Source organism: Frateuria sp. (genome assembly GCF_013362045.1).
Classification (GTDB): Bacteria; Pseudomonadota; Gammaproteobacteria; order Xanthomonadales; family Rhodanobacteraceae; genus Frateuria_A.
The window spans coordinates 1-19,306 of sequence record NZ_JABFWW010000043.1 but is presented as its reverse complement, the minus strand read 5'-3'; the positions used below and the strand labels follow the sequence as shown (position 1 = coordinate 19,306).

General features: G+C 67.1%; 9 protein-coding genes and 1 riboswitch. Of the genes, 5 read left to right on the top strand and 4 right to left on the bottom strand.

Annotated features, from left to right (window positions below; genetic code table 11):
• Together HOQ08_RS02120 and btuB are read right to left on the bottom strand one after the other, a co-directional pair.
• Positions 1–3,290 (bottom strand): efflux RND transporter permease subunit (locus HOQ08_RS02120; protein WP_291190874.1); only part of this gene is annotated, 3,290 nt, incomplete at its 3' end.
• Between the two features lie 314 nt (positions 3,291–3,604).
• On the bottom strand, positions 3,605–5,455 hold the full coding sequence (btuB, locus tag HOQ08_RS02115; RefSeq protein WP_291190871.1) for a TonB-dependent vitamin B12 receptor: 1,851 nt from the start codon (positions 5,453–5,455) through the stop codon (positions 3,605–3,607).
• A 134-nt stretch (positions 5,456–5,589) separates the two neighbouring features.
• Positions 5,590–5,817, bottom strand: a riboswitch (cobalamin riboswitch).
• 297 nt (positions 5,818–6,114) lie between these two features.
• On the opposite strand from btuB, the gene HOQ08_RS02110 reads away from it, so the two are divergent.
• Positions 6,115–9,135: a TonB-dependent receptor gene (locus tag HOQ08_RS02110; protein ID WP_291190869.1), complete on the top strand. Its 3,021-nt coding sequence runs from the start codon at positions 6,115–6,117 to the stop codon at positions 9,133–9,135.
• A gap of 872 nt (positions 9,136–10,007) precedes the next feature.
• A complete protein-coding gene (locus HOQ08_RS02105; RefSeq protein ID WP_291190866.1) occupies positions 10,008–13,043 on the top strand; it encodes a TonB-dependent receptor in 3,036 nt (1,011 codons plus the stop codon).
• A gap of 128 nt (positions 13,044–13,171) precedes the next feature.
• Here HOQ08_RS02105 and HOQ08_RS02100 read toward each other — a convergent pair whose 3' ends face one another.
• Entirely contained in the window at positions 13,172–14,782 is a 1,611-nt protein-coding gene (locus tag HOQ08_RS02100; RefSeq protein ID WP_343203804.1) for a sulfotransferase, read from the bottom strand.
• A gap of 84 nt (positions 14,783–14,866) precedes the next feature.
• On the bottom strand, positions 14,867–15,619 hold the full coding sequence (locus HOQ08_RS02095; protein ID WP_291190863.1) for a GntR family transcriptional regulator: 753 nt from the start codon (positions 15,617–15,619) through the stop codon (positions 14,867–14,869).
• 158 nt (positions 15,620–15,777) lie between these two features.
• On the opposite strand from HOQ08_RS02095, the gene zwf reads away from it, so the two are divergent.
• The 3 genes from zwf to HOQ08_RS02080 form a co-directional block, all read left to right on the top strand.
• A complete protein-coding gene (gene zwf / locus HOQ08_RS02090; protein ID WP_291190861.1) occupies positions 15,778–17,244 on the top strand; it encodes a glucose-6-phosphate dehydrogenase in 1,467 nt (488 codons plus the stop codon).
• 67 nt (positions 17,245–17,311) lie between these two features.
• The gene (pgl, locus tag HOQ08_RS02085; protein WP_291190858.1) at positions 17,312–18,019 is read left to right on the top strand and encodes a 6-phosphogluconolactonase; all 708 of its coding nucleotides are present in this window, start codon (positions 17,312–17,314) and stop codon (positions 18,017–18,019) included.
• Positions 18,020–18,077: 58 nt separating this feature from the next.
• On the top strand, positions 18,078–19,306 hold a 1,229-nt coding region (locus HOQ08_RS02080), incomplete at its 3' end, for a dihydroxy-acid dehydratase (RefSeq protein WP_291190855.1).

The following is a 19,306-nucleotide window of genomic DNA, read 5'->3' as shown; positions in this document are numbered from 1 at the left end:
CATGCAAAGGCGACACCGAGGCCCAAGAGAGCTCCGGCGACGATCCGGTTCATGCCCATCTTGGCGCCAAGCTGTGGCGCTATCAGGAATACCAATCCGGCGACCGACAGGATGCCGCCTATTGCAATGGCAATGCCGCAGGCCCACTGCAGCCGACCTGGCATCAGGCCGCGTGCGTGGCGCGCCAGCCGATCGTGGTTCCATAGATAGATCGCCGGCGTGCTGAGCAGGGTCAGCAGCTGCGACACCAAGAGCCCGCCGACGATGGCGATGCCGAGCGGCTGGCGCATCTCCGAGCCGATGCCGAAGCCGATCGCCAGCGGCAACGCCGCGCCCATCGCCACCAGCGTGGTCATGGTGATCGGGCGGAAGCGCACCAGCGCGGCCTCGCGGATGGCGTCGGGCGGCGACTGGTTGCGCTCGCGCTGGCCGACCAGCGCGAAGTCGACCATCAGGATCGCGTTCTTCTTGACGATGCCGATCAGCATCAGGATCGCGATGATCGCCATCAGCGAGAGCTGGGTCTGCGTCACCAGCATGGCCAGGAACGCGCCCATGCCGGCGGCGGGCAGGGTGGAGAGGATGGTCAGCGGGTGGCCCAGGCTCTCGTAGAGGATGCCCAGCACGATGTACATCGCCACGATCGAGGCCAAGAGCAGGATCATGCCGTTGGACTGGGCCTGCTGCAGGCGCTGGTTGGCGCCGGTGAAATCCACCCGCATGCCGTCGGGTAGGTGCGCCGCGAAGGCGGCCTGCTCGACCAGCTTGACGCCGCGCGCCTGGTCCACGCCCTCGGCCAGGTTGTAGGTGATGGTGGCCGCCTGCAGCTGGTTGTGGTGGCGGATGCGCATCGGCGCGATGTTGGGCTCGATGTGCGCCAGCGCCGAGAGCGGAATCATGTGTCCGTCGCTGTTGCGCACGTGCACGTTGAGCAGCGATTCGGGGCTGATCGTCTCGGCGCCGGCGGAGGTAAGCACCACGCGATATTGGTTGATGTCCGAGTAGATCACCGACACCTGGTTCTGCCCGAACGAGTTGTACAACGCCGAGTCGATCGCGCCCAGGCTCACGTGCAGGCGGCCGGCGGTCTCGCGGTCGACCTTCAGCAACTGCTGCTTGCCGGCCTGGTCGAAGTCGCTGCCGACGTCGCGGAACTCCTTCTGCGTGCGCAGCTGGCGCACCATCTTGAGCGTCCAGGGCTGCAGGTCGTCGCCGTTGTCGCTGATCAGCTGGAACTCGTACTGGCCGCCGCGGCTGCCGCTGCCGCCGCCGGAAAGGAACTGCGCCACGCTCAGCTCCACCCGCACGCCGGGCAGCTTGTCCAGCCGCTTGGATAGCCGCTCGACTACCTTCTTGGAGCCGACGTCGCGCTGGCCCGGTTCGCTGCCGCGCGGCTTGAGGTCCATGAACATCTGTGCGCCATTGCCAACCGCGCTGCCATCGCCACCGCCCTGGCCGCCGAGCATGGTGAGCATGTCGGCCACCGCCGGGTCGGCCTGGATGATCCCGGCGACCTCCTGCACGCGCTCGGTCAGCAGCGCCGGCGAGATGTTGGCGTCGGCGGTGATTTGCGCCTGCAGCTGGCCGGTGTCCTCGTCGGGCATGAAGGTGCCGCCGGCGGTCTTGCCCACCGCGATGCCCAGCAGCACGGTCAGCACCAGCAGGATCAGCGGCTGCCAGCGCATCAGCCGGCGATGGCGCATGGCCCAGTCCAGCGCGCGCTCGTAGCGGTGCAGCAGGGCGCGGTCGAAGCGCTCCACCGCGCGCTCGATGCGCCCGGGCGGCGGCGGGTTGGCCGGTTCGGCGGTGAGCAGGCGCCCGCACAGTGCCGGGGTCAGGGTGAGCGAGACGATCGCCGAGATCACCACCGCGGCGGTGAGCGTCACCGAGAACTCGCGCAGCAGCATGATCAGCATGTTGTTGCCGAACAACAGCGGCGCGAACACGGCCACCAGCGACAGCGTGATCGACACCACCGTGAAGCCGATCTCGCGCACGCCCGTGAGTGCGGCCTGCAGCGGCGGCATGCCGTGTTCCATGTGGCGCACGATGTTCTCGATCACCACGATCGCATCGTCCACCACGAAGCCGATGCACAGCACCAGCGCCACCAGCGACAGCGTGTTGAGCGTGTAGCCCAGCGCCCACATCGCCACGAACGCGCCGGCCAGCGACAGGGGCACGCTCAGCGTGGCGATCAGCGTGGGGCGCAGCCGGCGCAGGAACACCAGCATCACCAGCACCACCATCGCGATCGAGATCAGCAGCGCGACTTCCACCTCGTGCAGCGCGGACTTGGTGGTCTGGGTGAGATCGAACGCCGTGTTCATCTGCACGTTGGCGGGCAGCACGGCGCGCAGCTGCGGCAGCTTGGCGCGGATCGCCTCCACCGTGGCCACCGCGTTGGCTTCCGGACGCTTGCTGATCTGCATGCCGACCGCGAGCGCATTGCTCTGCGGCGTGCTGAACCAGGCAGCCTGGTACTTGTCCTGCTGGCCGCCGTAGACGTGGGCGACGTCCGACAGGCGCACCGGCACGCCGCGCTTCATCGCGATCAGCAGGCGGGCGAACTCCTCCGGCGTCTGCAGGCCGTCGGTGGCGGTGACGGTCATCTGCGTGCGGCCGTCGCTCAGCGTGCCCTGCGGCGAGGTGACGTTGGCCGCGCGCAGTGCGTTGGCCACGTCGTTGGCGGTCAGGCCCTTGGCGGCCAGCGCGTCGTTGTCCAGCTCGATGCGCACCGCGTGCGGCGTGCCGCCGAACACCTGCACCTGGGCCACGCCGGGAATCTGCGCCACCGCCGGCTTGAGCAGCGTGTCGGTGAGGTCGAACAGCTGGTCCTGCGGCAGGCCGGAGGAGGTCAGCGTGATGAACAGGATCGGGATCTGCGAGGTGTCGAACTTGAAATACTGCGGCGGGCTGGGCATGCCCGAGGGCAGATCCGGCGCGGCCGCGTTGATCGCCGACTGCACGTCGCGCGCGGCGCTGTCGGCGGTGCGGTCGAAGGTGAAGCGCACCATCACCGACGCCGAGCCTTCGGTGGCGTTGCCGTACATCTCGTCGACGCCGGGGATGCGGCCCAGGTGGCGCTCCAGCGGCGCCAGGACGGTGCTGGCCATGGTCTGCGCGCTGGCGCCCGGCTGGCTGGCCACCACGTAGACGCCCGGAAAATCCAGCGTGGGCAGCGCGGCCACGCCCAGCAGGATGTAGGCCCAGAAGCCGGCCAGGGTCAGCCCTAAGGCCAACAGCGAGGTGCCGATCGGGCGGCGGATCAGGGGGGCGAAGATGTTCACGTGGCTTCCATACCGCGGGGCAGATGCGCGGCGGCAACCGCCGCGCCGGGGCGCCTAGGGTAGCGCGCGGCCGCGCCGCGCTCGCTGGGCCAGGCGATGCAAGTCATGCGCGTTTTATGCCGCGGCAATGGCGGCATGCGGATGTGCCTGAAGTCCGGCCCCTGCCGGAAGGCAGGGGCGCGGGGATCCATGGGCTTCTCCCGCCGTTGCGCGGACGTAGGCTTGATCGGACGACGCCCTCCCGCAGGGATTTCCTATGCCGCCGTGCGAGGGAAGGTCCGCGGGGCGGGAGCGCCAGGCCGGAGGCCCGGCACTCAGCTCCCCGGTGCGTACCGCACCGTCAGGTACCAGCTGCGCCCCGGCTGGTTGAAGTAATAGACCGTCTCGTAGCGCCGGTCGAATGCGTTGGCCAGCCGAGCCTCCAGCTGCCAGCCGGGCGCGAACGCGTAGCTCGCGCGCAGGTCGGCCGTGGCGTAGCCGCCCAGGCGATGCAGGTTGGCAAGATCGTCGTAGCGCGGGCCGGCGGCGAGCAGGCTGGCGCCCACGCCGAAGGCGCCGAAATGCCGGTCCAGGTCCAGCCGCACGGTCCGCTCGGGGCGACGCGGCAGCAGGTGGCCGTCGTTGGCGCCGCCATCGCGGTTCAGCGGGCGCTGCAGCGTCAGGTAGCTCTCCAGCTGCCAGCCCGCCAGCTCGGTGCCGAACTGCGCCTCGATTCCGCGGATGCGGGCGTGGCTGATGTTGCGCGGGAAGTAGTTGGCGTCCAGCGCGATCAGCTGCTCGATGGTGGTCTGGTAGGCGTTGAGCGCCCAGTGCCAGCCGGCCTGCTTCTGGGCCAGCCCCAGCTCGGCGCTGCGCGAGGTCTCCGGCTTGAGGTCCGGGTTGCCGATGCCGAAGGGGTAGTACAGGTCGTTGAAGGTCGGCGCGTGGAAGGCGCTGCCCCAGCTGGCCGAGAGCTTGAGGCCATGGTCGAAGGCATAGCCCCACGCCGCCGCGCCCGTGGTGTGGCCGCCGAACTGCTGGTTGTCGTCGTGGCGCAGCGAGAGCTGCACTTCCTGCCGGCCGAAGCTGCCCTGGTACTGCGCGTAACCGCCGGTGTCGTCGCGGCTGGACGCGAGGTAGCCGGTATCGCTGGACAGGTGCTCCTGCTGCCAGTCGACGCCCAGCGTGAGCAACTGGTTCTCGGCCAGGCTCAGGTCGTTCTGCCAGGACGCCTGGTTGCGCCGCGAGTTGCCATAGCGCAAGAACACGCCGTCGTTGTAGGTGCGCGACTCATCCAGGCTCTGCCCGGCGCCGAGGGTGACCCGCCAGGAGGCCAGCGGGTCGAAGCCCAGCCGCGCGCCGGCGACCTGCTGCAGGTTGTGGTTCTGGTTGCCGTAGGGAGCGCCGTCGAAGTCCACGTGGCCGGCGCTGCGCAGCCAGGTCGCCGCCAGCTCGGTGCCGTTGTCCCAGCGGTAGCCGGCGGTGGCCAGGGCGTTGCGGTTGCGGTAGGCGTCGCGGTCCGGCTCGTCGACGAAGCAGCCGGCGAAGGCTTCGGCCGCACCAACCCGGCAGGCATTGATGCCGCGGGTGTATTGCCCGCCCACGCTGAAGTTGTACCAGGCGTGCGTATCGCCGCCGGACAGGCCGAACTGGCCATCGGCGTAGCCGCGGCTGCCGACGCCCAGGCGCAGCGACGGCGTCAGCCGGCCGTCCTGCCGGCCGTGCCGGGTGAAGATCTGGATCACGCCGCCGATGGCGTCGGCGCCGTACAGGCTCGAGCGCGGTCCGCGTACCACTTCGATGCGCTCGATCTGGTCCAGCGACAGCTGGTCGAACGCCGGGATGCCGGCGCTCACCGTGCCCACGCGCACGCCGTCGATCAGCAGCAGCGTGTGCGAGGAATTGGTGCCGCGCAGGAACAGCGAGCTCTGCTGGCCCAGCCCGCCGGCCTGGGCGAAGCTCACGCCGGGCAGCCCCTGCAGCAGGTCGATCAGCGACACCGGCTGCAGGCGCTCGATGTCCTCGCGGGTGATCACGCTGACCGACGAGAGCGCGTCGTCCACCGTGATCGCGGTGCGGGTGGCGGTGACGAGCACCGGCGACAGCGTGGCCGGTTCCTTCGCGTCGGCAGCCGACGCGGCAAATACGCAGCCGCACAATGCAGCGGCAAGCAGAGCCTTATTCATATGTATGAGTCGTTCCTTCGGCCGCGCGCCCACGCACGGTCCTCAGCAATGGATGAGCTGGCCGATTGCGGAAAGAGGAAGGAACGACGGGCAGGCGCTGGCCGTGCACGAGGTCCGGCCCGCCCACCGCAGGTCCACCAGGCAGCGTCTCGGGCCGGTCTCCGGGCTCGCGAGCGCAGGCCTCAGGGCCTGCCGGGCGGCGCCTTCCCATGCGTTGAGCACAGTGGCGTGGGGCCGTCCATCGGACTCGCTTACCGTTGCGGGGGCAGCGCCGGCCTTGTTGTGCATCGCACAACGCACCGGCTTCCCGTTTCATCCCGCCGGCTTCAGACCTGCAGGACACCCGAAACGCGGTCATGGTAACGAAAATCCAACGCGCGCGCTCTGTCTAGGCGACGTCGACGGAGCGTATTCAAAGTGGGGAAAAATTGCTAAAAAAAAGTTGACACGTCGTTGGGCGCGGCGCTAGCTTGCCCCGGCAACTCATCGCTTTTGCGCGTTGCAGGCAACGAATGGACGTTGGGGCAGGGCCGCGAACCGGTAGCCATACCGATCCCGGCACCAGGAGCGTCCGTCGTTGGAATCCGGTGTGTGCTGGCTCCTTGCCTGCCGCTCGGCTTTTAAATGACTCGTCTGAGTCGATCTGGGGAGATCTCTTGATGAATAAGCGTTACAACTCGCGCGGTGTGCAGCCGCGCCGCACTGCCTTGACCGTGGCGCTCGCCATGGGTCTGGGCTTCACCGGCTTCGCCTACGGCCAGGCCACCACCGGCAGCATCTTCGGTACCGCGCCGGTTGGCGTTGGCGAAACCGTCATGGTCCAGGGTGCCAACGGCACCAACCGCGAAGTGGCCGTGGACTCCAGCGGTCGCTACTCCGTCACCGTGCCGGTGGGCCGCTATACCGTCACCCTGCGCAAGGATGGCCAGGTGCTTGCCACGCAGGAAAACGTCGGCGTTTCGCCGGGCGGCGGCACCCAGGTTCCCTTCGCTGCCGCCACTGCGCAGAACGCGCAGAATCTGAGCGCGGTGCAAGTGGTCGCCAGTGCGTTGCCCGCCATCGACGTGACCAGCGTCAATTCCAGCACCATCATCACCGCGGCCGACCTGGCCAAGCTGCCGGTCTCGCGCAGCGCCGAATCCATCGCGTTGCTGGCGCCCAGCACCGCCAAGGGCAGCAGCTACTTCCCCAACGCCGTGGCGTTCGGCGGCTCGAGCGTGTCCGAGAATGCGTACTACGTGAACGGCTACACCACCGGCGCGCCGTACAAGAACATCGGCGGCTTCCAGCTGCCCTACGGCTCGATCGACCAGCAGGAGACGCTGACTGGCGGCTATGACGCCAAGTACGGCCGTTCCGACGGCGGCGTGATCAACCAGATCGGCAAGCGCGGTACCAACGAGTGGCACTTCGGCGCGCAGGTGGCGTGGGAACCCCGTTTCCTCGAAGCGAGCCCGCGCAACACCTACTATCCCCATCAGACCGTTCCCGGTCCGGCGGGCCCGACCACCTACCAGCTCGCCTCCCCGGAGCTGCAGGGTACGCTTGACCGGTACCGCAACGACAACAAGCAGTGGGAAACGATCTATTCGGCCTACGTCGGCGGCCCGCTGATCAAGGACAAGTTGTTCCTGTTCCTGGCCGGCGAAACCACCAAGACCCACTACAATAGCGTGCAGACCGCCGTCCAGGGCAGCGTGAGCTCGGTGGACTACAACCGGGACAAGCACAACAAGTTCTACGGCAAGCTGGACTGGAACATCACCGACAACAACGTCCTCGAGCTGACGGCGCTGAAGGACAACCAGACCACCGGTGCAGGCTCGACCTACAACTTCGACTACAACAAGCTGCAGGCCACGACCTTCCGCACGCCCAATGACGTGTCCAAGAACAATGCCGCGTTCTACATCGGGCACTTCACCAGCTACATCACCGACAACGCGACGCTGAGCGTGCTGTACGGCAAGGGCGAGTTCGAGAATCCGACCACCTACAGCAACACCAGCACGTTGCCGATGATTGCCGGTTCGTCGAACATTCCCGCCGCCAAGCTTCCCGCGGGTGGCTACGTCAACCCCCAGACCAATCGGAGCTGGTTCTCGGGCAACGCCAAGAACGGCTCGCATGGCCTGCGCGTCGACTTCGACTACAAGCTCGGCGATCACGACCTGGCGGTCGGTATCGACAACATGCACTACGCGGCCAAGAACCAGGGCCCGTCGCAGTACAACCCGTTCGATCCGAGCGTGAACTATTTCTGGTCGTATCGCGCCAACGGCACGGTGCGCAAGTACAGCATCGGCTGGGCGACCAGCATGTCGACCGACCAGAAGGCGTACTACCTGCAGGATACCTGGCAGGTCTCGTCCAACGTGCTGCTGAAGGTCGGCCTTCGCAACGACCACTTCATCAACTACAACGATGTGGGCCAGGCCTTCGTCGACGAGAAGAACCAGTGGGAGCCGCGTATCGGCGCCAGCTGGGACGTGAACGGCGACTCGTCGTTCAAGATCTACGGCAACGTCGGTCGCTACTACCTCGCGCTGCCGGAGAACGCGGCCGAACGCGCGGCCAATACTTCGACCTACATCTATCAGATCTACAACTACACCAGCGTCGATGCGACCGGCCAGCCGCAGGGCCTGACTTCGCCCGACGCCGGGAAGCTCCATTCGCCCGACGGCGAGTTCGGCCTGCCGAAGGATCCGGAGCAGGTCACCGCGCGTAACCTGAAAGCCGAGTACATGGACGAGTTCATCGCTGGCTTCGACAAGAAGCTCAACGAGAACTGGACCTACGGTGCCAAGGCGATGTGGCGCGACCTGAAGACCGCCATCGACGACGAGTGCTCGCCGGGCCAGATCGCCACCAAGATGGCCGCCATGGGCCTCAACTCGAACGATTACTCCAATTCGCTGTACGGCGCGGCTTATTGCCGCCTGATCAACCCGGGTGAAACCAACACCATGTTGATCAGGGCTAACGCCGGTAGCGGCCAGTCCGACAAGCTGGTGTCGATGACCCAGCAGGATTGGGGCTACACCCAGGGTGTGAAGCGCAAGGTCGGCTCGCTGAACCTGTACCTGGAGCATCCGTTCGACGGCAAGTGGCAGGCGCGCGTCGACTACACCTACACCCGCGGCTTCGGCAACACCGAGGGTCAGGTGCGCTCGGACTTCGGCCAGTCGGACGTGTCCAAGACCGAGGACTGGGATGCCTGGCAGCTGATGGACGGCCAGAACGGCGAACTGTTCAACGTCCGCAAGCACCAGCTCCGCATTCGTGGCGCGTATCAGTTCACGCCGGAATGGCTGGTTTCGGGCACCTTGCTGGCGCAGTCCGGCGTACCCCAGGAGTGCCTGGGCTACTACGGCCCCAACGGCAACGAGGATCCGGTCGGCTACGGCTCGAACTACCATTGGTGCGCCGGCAAGCGCATCACCCCGGGCTTCAAGCACACTCCGTGGACCAAGGAAGTCAATCTCGGCGTCCATTACACGCCGGCGTTTGCCGACCACAAGCTCGGAATCAATCTGGACGTCTTCAACGCGTTCAACCAACAGAAGGCGACCCAGACCGACCCGACCCAGGACGCCGATGTGGGCTTTATCAGCGCCACCTACGGCATGCCGCTCTACTACCAGACCCCGCGCACTTTTCGACTGACGGTCACCTAAGATTACAGATAGCAGTACTGGCTGAGTTCAGCCTTGAAGCCACCAGCCTCGCGGCTGGTGGCTTTTTTCATGGGCCACGTTGGCCGCGGTCAGGCCGCACTAATGATGGCAGTTCGTGCGGAGCTCGCGCGGCCTGCCTCCTCCACCAACGCCCAGGCGCGCTCCAGGCCAGGCATCCCGGCAGGGAAGACGCCGCGGCTCCAGGCGCCTGGCGTGTTGATGTCACTGGCCAGGCCCCAGGCCTGAATCGACCGCCGTACATGTGGGCCGTCGCGCAGGTTGACGGGCTGGCGTAGCGCCTGCGGCGCACGCGGGCCTTCCTTCATTAGACCCGCAGTGGCTCAGTTCCTCATGCACACCCGCCCGGATGTGTCTTGGCCCTTGCTGTGCACGCAAACCAATCCGTGGATCGTGCCGACGCGGTGAGGCGGTTGCGACGGGCGGGAGCCATAAGACATGGCACCTCTGGTACGAACAACGGCAGAGGCCTCGCCTTCGTTCGATCACTGACCCTTGGGCCTGCTTATCCGCCGAGCAAAACATCGCTTGCAGGGTGCGGGCGTTCGAGCCTTTCACTAACACGCCCTTCACAACGAAATGATTAAAAAATCGATACCTCCCCGCTCCTAGTACGTGTGCAAGCCGCGATACAACCGTAAAAGTTGTGGCCAAAGATCTTCGGGTTGGAGTGGGTCGGGAGCAGGACGGCGCCAACCGCACGCCGATTTCAAGGAAGCATTCTGGCTTTCTTGCTGTTTTGGACGGAAAGACCGGCAGCGAGTCGACTTGGGGAGATCTCTTCGATGAAAAAGCAACATCTTGTTTTGCACGGGGCGCTGCCCCGTCACACCGCCTTGACGGTTGCCCTGGCCATGGGACTGGGCGTTACGGGCCTGGCCTACGGCCAGGCAACGACCGGCAGCATCTTCGGCTCGGCTCCCGTGGCAGCGGGCGAAACCGTCATGGTCCAGGCCGCCAACGGCTCGACCCGCGAAGTCGCGGTGGGCGCCGATGGCCGCTATTCGATCAGCAGCCTGCCGGTGGGCCGCTACACGGTCAGCCTGCGCAAGGACGGCCAGACGCTGGCGACGCAGGAAAACGTCACCGTTTCTCCGGGTGGCGGCACGTCGGTACCCTTCGCCGCCGCCAGCGCGCAAAACGCGCAAAACCTCGGCGCGGTGCAGGTGGTCGCGAGTGCGTTGCCGGCGATCGACGTGACCAGCGTCAATTCCAGCACCATCATCACCGCCGCCGACCTGGCCAAGCTGCCCGTGCAGCGCAGCGCCGAGTCGATCGCGCTGCTGGCGCCGGGCACGGTGCGCGGCAGCCAATACTTCAGAGGCGGCAACGCCGTTGCGTTCGGCGGGTCCAGCGTGTCCGAGAACGCCTACTACGTGAACGGCTACAACACCGGCGAGCCGTACCGCAACATCGGTGGCTTCCAGCTGCCATATGGCGCGATCGACCAGCAGGAAACGCTCACGGGCGGCTACAGCGCCAAATACGGCCGCTCCGACGGTGGCGTGCTCAACCAGATCGGCAAGCGGGGCACCAACGAATGGCACTTCGGTGCGCAGGTCGTGTGGGAGCCGAGGTTCCTTGAGGCCCATCCCACCAACAACTACTACGGCAATCCGACCGTGCCGGCTCCGATTGCCAATCCCAACAGCCTTGACGGCCTCACCCATTATGAGCTCGCCGATCCCAGCAAGCCTGGCACGCTGCGCCAATACCGCAGCGACAACAAGCAGTGGCAGACGGTCTACTCGGCCTACGTGGGCGGTCCGCTGATCAAGGACAAGCTTTTCATGTTCCTGGCGGCCGAAACCACCAGGACCAACTCCACCAACGTGGAAAACGACGATCTCTCTGACGTCCAGTACAACCGGGACCGCAGCACCAAGTTCTACGGCAAGTTGGACTGGAACATCACCGAGAACAACGTTCTGGAAATCACGGCCCTGAACAGCCGCCAGACCACCGGCGCCGGCTCGACCTACAACTTCGACTACAGCACGCAGAAGGCGACGGACTTCAAGACGCCCAACGACGTGGTCAAGGACAACGCCCAGTTCTACATCGCACACTTCACCAGCTACATCGCCGACAACCTCACGCTGAGCATCCTGTACGGCAAGGCGAAGTACCAGAACCCCACGATCTACGGCAACACCAGCCCGCTGCCCTTCATCTCGCGGGCGACCTACGAGAACCCGGCCTTCCTGCCAAACGGCGTGCCGATCCGCAACGCCCAGACCAATACGTCCTGGGATTCGGCCAACGCGACGAACTCCTCCAGCGGCCTGCGCGCCGACCTCGACTACAAGCTGGGCGATCACGACCTGTCGGTCGGCATCGACAACGTGAGGTATGGCGCGAAGAACCAGGGACCCAACCAGGTCAACCCGTTCAACCCGTCGTTGAACTACTACTGGCGCTACTACCCCGACAACACCGTCCGTTCGCGAGAGATCGGCTGGCAGACCAGCATGACGACGACGCAGAAGGCGTACTACCTGCAGGACGCCTGGCAGATCACCCCGTCGTTGCTGCTGAACATCGGCGTGCGCAACGACCACTTCACCAACTACAACAACGTCGGCCAGGCGTTCGTCGACGAGAAGAACCAGTGGGAGCCGCGTATCGGCGTCAGCTGGGACGTGTTCGGCGATTCCTCGTTCAAGATCTACGGCAACGTGGGTCGCTACTACCTCGCCCTGCCGGAGAACGCGGCCGAGCGCGCGGCGAACACCTCGACCTTCATCACCACCCACTACAGCTACACGGGCATCGACCCGACGACGGGCGTGCCCACCGGCCTGACCCAGCTCAGCCCGCCCACCTCGCCCGATGGCGAGTTCGGCCTGCCCAAGGATCCCGAGCAAGTCACGGCGCGCAACCTCAAGCCCGAATACCTGGACGAGTTCATCGCAGGCTTCGACAAGCAACTCAACGAGCACTGGACATACGGCGCCAAGGCCATGTGGCGTGACCTGAAGGCCGCCATCGACGACGAGTGCTCGCCGTCGCGGATCGGCACGAAGATGACCGCCATGGGCCTCAATCCGAACGACTACTCCGACTCGCTGTATGGCGCGGCGTACTGTCGCCTGATCAATCCGGGCGAGACCAACGACATGCTGATCCGGTCGAACGACGGCACCTCCAGCGTGCTCGTGCCGATGAGCATGCAGGACTGGGGCTACACCCAGGGCGTCAAGCGCAAGGTCGGCTCGTTGAACCTGTACCTGGAGCATCCGTTCGACGGCAAATGGCAGGCGCGCATCGACTACACCTACTCGCGCGGCTTCGGCAACACCGAGGGCCAGGTGCGCTCCGACTTCGGCCAGGCCGATGTGTCCAAGACGGAAGACTGGGACTCGGCCGAGCTGATGGACGGCCAGAACGGCGAGCTGATCAACACCCGCAAGCACCAGCTGCGCATCCGCGGCGCCTACCAGATCACGCCCGAATGGCTGGTCTCGGGCACTTTGCTGGCGCAGTCCGGCGTGCCCAAGGAGTGCCTTGGCTACTACGGCCCGGCCGGCGTCGGCGATCCGACCGGCTACAACAACGGCGGCACCGGCAACTATCACTGGTGCCATGGCGTCCGCATTCCGCCAGGCCGCGCCGGGCACACACCGTGGACCAAGCCACTCAACCTGGGTGTCCACTACACGCCGGAGTTCGCCGACCACAAGCTGGCATTCAACCTGGACGTGTTCAACGTGTTCAACGAACAGAAGGCCATCCAGACCGATCCGGTCGGCGAGGCCGCCTACAACGGCGGTACCGATTCGGCCGGCAACCCGGCTCCGGATATGGTCTTCATCCAGAACACCTACGGTGGTGCGCTGTTCTACGAAACTCCGCGGACGGTTCGCCTGTCGGTCACCTACGACTACTGACGGGCCTGCCCGACGTCGACTCCGAAAGCCACCGGTCTTGCGGCCGGTGGTTTTTTTTTTCGGCACCCAATCCGCGGTCACCCGGAAAGGCGGAGTGCTGCTCGCCGGGAAGATTCGCGCACCGGCGGTCAGTTCCGGACGGCGGCCGCCTGGTCGGCGAGCAGCCGGGACAAGGGCTCCAGTTGTGCGGCGTAGTGACGCCACTGGCCGACGCCGCGTGCATGGATCGATTCGCGTACCTGGGCGCTGCTTGGAGTCGCCACCGGCGCGGCGTTCCGCTCCGGGTTCAGGCACGCCTGCTCCACGGCGAGCCCGCAGTGATCCAGGACCTGGCTGATCACCGCGGCCGGCTCGCGCACCAGCTCGTCATAGCGCACGTCGAGCATCGCGCCGGGCATGGCCGAGTGCCAATGCCGCACCAGGCGCTCGTACTGCGAGTGATAGTGGGCGAGGGCTTCCAGATCGTAGCTGTACGGCGAAATGTTGCCGTACATCGCCTTGAAGTTGGAGAAGCACGTATCCATCGGCTCCCGCACCATGTGCAGGATCGGCGCATGCGGCAGCGCCCGACGGATGAACGACACCAGATTGATGTTCGCCGGCAGCTTGTCGATGTAGAAGTCACGCCCCTGCGCCCGCCATTGCGTCTGTTTCAGGTAGCGGGCGCCCAGCTGGTGGTAATCGATGTCGGCGTGGCGCCCGATGATCTTCAGCAGGCCGCTCGCCTTGGCGGGCACGACGTCGGCTGCCCAGTGCAGCTGCCGCCAGAAATCGAGGATCTCGCCGGCCGAGGTCACCTTGGAATGGCTGGAGAGAATCCGGTCGAGCAGGGTCGTTCCCGAGCGTGGCATACCCACGATGAAAATGGGAGTCGGCCCTTCGAATGCGGTCGACTCCCGCTCGCGGCCGCCATGGACCGACATGCCGATCGTTGCGTCGGCAACCGCCTCCTCCGATGTGGCATCGTAAGGGTTGAGCTCGTGCATCAGTGCGTTGCAGCGCGCCAGCGCAGGCCAGGCCTCTTCGTGCCGGCCCAGATCGTCCAAGGTCTTGAATGCCGCGTATTCGAACTCCGCCCGCACGAACGACTCGTCCGGGCTGCCCGGCGGCGCCGGCAACTGGCGCAGCTGCTCCTGCAGCCAGCCCAGCCGATGCGATCCTGGCTTCTGCTTGCGCAGGTTGACCAGCACCATGGCCGCGTCGCCAAAGTGTGGCCAACGCAGCAGGCATCGCTCCAGCACGGCGCAGGCCTTGTCGATGTCGCCGCTGAATTGCAGGAGCATGGCGTGCAGGTGCAGGTCGCCGGGGGTGTTGGCGCCCGCCGCCAAGGCCTTTTCGACCAAGGCCAATGCCACGGATCTCTCGCCGCTGGCAATGCGCAGGCTCGCCTGCGCGATCAGCAGCTCTGCCGGCGGGTCGGGTGCCAGCGCAAGCAGGTCCAGACAGGCGCGCGCGGCGACGATTTCGCCGCGCGCGACCAGGTGCTGGGTCAGGCTGAGGATGAGCGGTGCGTTGCGGGGTAGCCGGCGTATCGCTTGCAGCAACGGCTGGGTAGATGCCTGCAGCCTGCCGCGCCGGAACAGGGCGTCGGCAAGGTCGATGCTCGAGGCCAGGTCCTGCGGCGCCTGTTGCAGCACCTGCTCCAGCAGCGACTGGGCCTCGGCCCATTGCCGGTTCTGCATATGGTCGCTCGCGCGGAGGCGCAGCGCGTCCAGTGTGGCCGAATGGGTAGAATTCATCCCCCCATACTAGCGGTCCTGCGAACGGCAGGCGCCGTGCGGGGGAACGGCCGGCCGGGGTCTCGTACGGCGCGTACGCAGCGGTCAGTCGGTATGCAGTTCCGCCACGAAATCGTAGATGTCGCCGCGGTACCAGGAGCTGGTGAACTCGACCACGCGGCCGTCGTCGAGGAAGCTGCGCCGCTCGATGCTCAGGCCGGCGCTGCCCACGGGCACGTGCAGCAGGCGGGCGTGCTGGGCACCGAGGGATACCGCGCGCAGCCGCTGCAGCGCACGGCGCGGGCGGGCGTTGCGTCGTTCCAGGGCCTCATAGAGCGAGTCGCGCACCAGCATCGGGTCGGGCAGCACGCTGGCGGGAACCACGCTGCGCTCGATCGCCAGCGGTTCGTCGCCGGCATAGCGCACGCGATGCAGGCGTACCACCGCCGCGCCGGGCGAGAGGTTCATCGCCATCGCTTCTTCCGGCGTCACCTCGCCGATGCCGCGCTCGAAGAACTCCGACCGCGGGTTGAGGCCGCGCGCGCGCAGGTCCTCGGTGAAGCTGGTCAGCCGCGACATCGGCTTGACGATGCGCTCGGCGACGAAGGTGCCGGCGCCGTGGCGCTGGGTCAGCAGGCCTTCCTCGACCAGGCCGGCGATGGCCTTGCGCACGGTGACGCGGGAGAGCCCCAGTGCCTGCGAAAGATCGCGCTCGCTGGGCAGCGCCTGGCCCGGCTCGATGTCGCGGTGCTCGACCACGGTGCGGATCGCCCGGCGCAGGCGCAGGTAGGCCAGCGGCTGGCGCGTTTCCGGGCTTTCGCAGAGGCGACGGTATTCGGCGGCGAGCGCGGTCTCCATGCGGGAACGATACCAATCCATAACCATTCGCAGCAAGCAGCCATGAAAACGTATGCACGCCATCGACGCGGGGCTGTGTAATCTGGTATTTCACTGGTACGATCCTGGCACCCAGCGGACCCTAGGCCCGCCTCCTTCCGAGCAATCGAGGTGAACCCGTGACGGCTTCCTCCCCGCCCGTCGATCCGTTCGACCTGGTGATTTTTGGCGGCACCGGCGACCTGGCGCTGCGCAAGCTGCTGCCGGCGCTGTTCCATCGGTTCGCCGACGGCCAGGTGCCGCCGAGCAGCCGCATCATCGGCGTGGCGCGCGAAGGCCTGGACGATGCGGGCTACCGCGCGCTGGTGCGCGAGGTGCTGGTCGACGGCGGCTCCGCGCCCGAGCGGATCGAGGCCTTCCTGCCGCAACTGGTCTATCTGCCGCTCGATGCGCGCAAGGACGAGGGCTGGGAAGCATTCGCCGCCCTGGCGAACGAGCAGCCCAGGCACATCCGCGTGTTCTACCTGTCCACCTCGCCGGAACTGTTCGTCGATATCTGCAACCGGCTCGGCGCGCACGGCCTCAATGGACCGAACGCGCGCGTGGTGCTTGAGAAGCCGATCGGCCGCGACCTGGCCAGCGCGATGTGCATCATCGATGCGGTCGGCCGCGTCTTCTCCGAGGCGCAGACTTTCCGCATCGACCACTACCTGGGCAAGGAGACGGTGCAGAACCTGCTGGCGCTGCGCTTCGGCAACGCGCTGTTCGAGCCCTTGTGGAACGCCGGCCACATCGACCACGTGCAGATCACCGTGGCCGAGACGCTGGGGCTGGGCCGCCGCGCCGGCTACTACGACCATGCCGGCGCGCTGCGTGACATGGTGCAGAACCACATGCTGCAGCTGCTGTGCATGGTGGCAATGGAGGCGCCCGCGTCGCTCTCGCCCGACGCCGTGCGGGACGAGAAGCTCAAGGTGCTGCACGCGCTCAAGCCCATCGACATGCGCAACGCCGCCCAACTGTCGGTGCGCGGCCAGTACAAGGCCGGCGCGATCGACGGCGAGCGCGTGCCCGGCTACCTGGAAGAACTGGAGAACGGCCAGTCCAACACCGAGACCTTCGTGGCGCTGAAGGCCGAGATCGCCAACTGGCGCTGGGCCGGCGTGCCGTTCTACCTGCGTACCGGCAAGCGTTTGGCCACGCGGTTGTCGGAGATCGTGGTGGCGTTCAAGTCGGTGCCGCACTCGATCTTCGACGCCTCGGCCGGTCCGCTCGCGCACAACCGCCTGGTTCTTCGGCTGCAGCCGGACGAGGGCGTCAAGCTGTGGCTGACCATCAAGCATCCCGGTCCCGGCGGGCTGCGCCTGCGCCACGTGCCGCTGGACATGAGTTTCGCCGAGGCCTTCGGCGTGCAGCAGCCCGACGCCTACGAGCGCCTGCTGCTGGACGTGGTGCGCGGCAATCCCACGCTGTTCATGCGCCGCGACGAAGTGGAAGCGGCCTGGCGCTGGATCGACCCGATCCTCGCCGCCTGGGGCGCAGCCGGCGAGCCGCCGCGGCCGTATGCCGCCGGCAGCTGGGGGCCGAGTGCGGCGGTGGCGTTGATCGAGCGCGACGGCCGAACCTGGAACGAGGACAGCGAATGAGTCCAGCGCATCGCTTCACTCGATGCAGGCGATGCGCTTTCCAGACTCCCTGCCCTGACCGCAATCCATGACGACCGTGCTCGACCTCACCACGCACAGCTTCACCGACTGCCATGCCCTGGCCACCGCGCTGGCCGAGCGCGTGGCCGGGCACCTGCGCGACGGCCTGCGCGAGCGCGGGACCGCGCTGCTCGCCGTTTCCGGCGGGCGCACGCCGCTGCACTTCTTCGACCTGCTCGCGCACGCGCCGCTGGACTGGTCGAAGGTGCAGGTGACCCTGGTCGACGAACGCTGGGTGGACGAGAGCGATCCGCACTCGAATGCGCGCCTGCTGCGCGAGCATCTTTTGCGTGGCCCTGCCGCCGCCGCGCGGTTCGTGCCGCTCTACACCGGCGCGGCCACGCCCGAGGAGGGCCAGGCCGAGGCCGGCCGGCGCGTGCTGGCGTTGGGGTTGCCGTTCGACGCGGTGGTCCTGGGCATGGGCCTGGACGGCCATACCGCATCGTTCTTTCCCGGCGGCGACCAGCTCGCCGCCGCGCTCGATCCGAACCTGCCCACCGGCGTGGTGGCGATGCGCGCGCCGGGTGCGGGCGAACCGCGCATCACGCTGACGCTCCCCACGCTGCTGGCCACGCGCCAGCTGTTCCTGCACATCGAGGGCGACGACAAGCGCGAGGTGCTGGCCCAGGCGCGGCTTGGGCTGGGCGAGGCCGCCCATTATCCGGTGCGCGCCGTGCTGGAGCGTGCGCCGGTGGCGGTGTACTGGTGTCCATGATCGTTGTCGATTGCCGGCCCGCGCGTGCGCCCGCCGGCGCCTGCCGGAGTTGTTCGCCATGAGTCCGCTGCATCCCGTCCTCGTCGAAGTCACCGCGCGCATCGCCGAACGCAGCCGCCAAAGCCGCGCTGCCTATCTCGCGCGCATCGACGCCGCGCAGGGGGATGGCCCGCACCGCGCGCAGCTCTCCTGCGGCAACCTCGCGCACGGCTTCGCCGGCTGCAGCCCGCCGGACAAGGCCGCGCTGCGCGAGGGCCGCGCGCCGAACCTCGGCATCGTCACGGCATACAACGACATGCTTTCGGCGCATCGGCCCTACGAGCGCTACCCGGCGCTGATCCGCGACCTCGCGCGCGAAGCCGGCGCCACCGCGCAGGTCGCTGGCGGCGTACCGGCGATGTGCGACGGCATCACGCAAGGGCGCGCCGGCATGGAGCTGTCGCTGTTCTCGCGCGACGTGATCGCCATGGCCACCGCGGTGGCGCTCTCGCACGACATGTTCGACGGCGCGCTGTACTTAGGGATATGCGACAAGATCGTGCCGGGCCTGCTGATCGGCGCGTTGAGCTTCGGCCACCTGCCCGGCGCCTTCGTGCCCTCCGGCCCGATGCCCAGCGGCATTCCCAACGAGCAGAAGTCCAAGGTGCGCCAGGCCTATGCCGAGGGCAAGGCCAGCCGTGCCGAACTGCTGGAAGCGGAGGCCGCCTCCTACCACAGCCCCGGCACCTGCACCTTCTACGGCACCGCCAACTCCAACCAGATGCTGATGGAGATCATGGGCCTGCAGCTGCCGGGTTCGAGCTTCGTGACCCCGGACACGCCGCTGCGCGACGCGCTGACCCGCGCGGCGGTCGAATCGGTGATCGCCAACGCGGCGGCGCCCTCGCGCATGCCGCTGGGCCGCATCGTGGACGAGCGCGCGATCGTCAACGGCGTGGTCGGCCTGCACGCCACCGGCGGCTCGACCAACCATCTGCTGCACCTGGTGGCGATGGCCCGCGCGGCCGGCATCGCGCTCAGCTGGGACGACTTCGATGCGCTCTCGTCGGTGGTGCCGCTGCTGGCGCGCGTGTATCCCAACGGCTACGCCGACGTGAACCAGTTCCACCAGGCCGGCGGCATGGCCTTCCTGATCGACCAGCTGCTGGACGCGGGCCTGCTGCACGCCGACGTGCAGACCATTGCTGGCCAGGGCCTGGCACGCTACACGCAGGTGCCGGCGCTGGACGAGGCGGGCCGCCTGGCCTGGCATCCGGTAGCGAAGGAGAGCGGCAACCGCGGCGTGCT